This window comes from Aphanothece microscopica RSMan92, from assembly GCF_046613545.2.
Taxonomy (GTDB): Bacteria; Cyanobacteriota; Cyanobacteriia; order PCC-6307; family Cyanobiaceae; genus NIES-981.
The window spans coordinates 1-531 of the sequence record NZ_JBKKKY020000405.1; the positions used below are offsets into that span (position 1 = coordinate 1).

Genomic DNA, 531 nt, shown 5'->3' on the forward strand with positions numbered 1-531 from the left:
GCTCACCCCCCAGTCAGGCTTCAGCTTGGGCGCGTCGGCGCCGGCCTCGGCCTTGGGCGCTTCCTCCACGACTTCGAGCGCAAATCCGCCTTTGGTGGGCTCCTCGTGGAAGACGATGTGCCCGATCTCGCGGATGCCCATGATGCTGAGGCCGGTGGCCAGCACCGCGCCGGCGATTGCGTTCAGTCGAAGGTCGCTCATGTGTCGCCCGTGGTTCTCGAATTGATGCGTCGCGGGCGGGAGGCTGAGGCGCCAAGCCGCCCCCCGGCGCTTGTCGGCGGGGCGTATCGCACGCTAAGCCCATGTCCGCAACATGGATGCCCATAGGCCGATTGTCTCGGTCTATGGCGGCATGTGAGCCTTCCATTACTTCGTTTTCAATCGCCTAAGGCTGCTTTCTCCATGCTTCCGCTGATCGTGATTCCGGCCCGGATGGCGGCGAGCCGCCTGCCCGGCAAGCCGCTGGCCGACATCGAGGGCGCACCCATGATCGCGCGCTGCGTGACGGCTGCACGGGCCGCAAATCTGGGG

General features: G+C 66.3%; 2 protein-coding genes. One reads left to right on the top strand and one right to left on the bottom strand.

Annotated elements, in window-relative coordinates:
- Nucleotides 1-201, bottom strand: a 201-nt coding sequence (locus tag ACLD7X_RS18250; RefSeq protein ID WP_411425103.1) for a hypothetical protein, incomplete at its 3' end; no start/stop codon positions are given.
- Nucleotides 202-402: 201 nt separating this feature from the next.
- Here ACLD7X_RS18250 and ACLD7X_RS18255 point away from each other — a divergent pair.
- Nucleotides 403-531 (top strand): cytidylyltransferase domain-containing protein (locus ACLD7X_RS18255; RefSeq protein ID WP_411425104.1); only part of this gene is annotated, 129 nt, incomplete at its 3' end.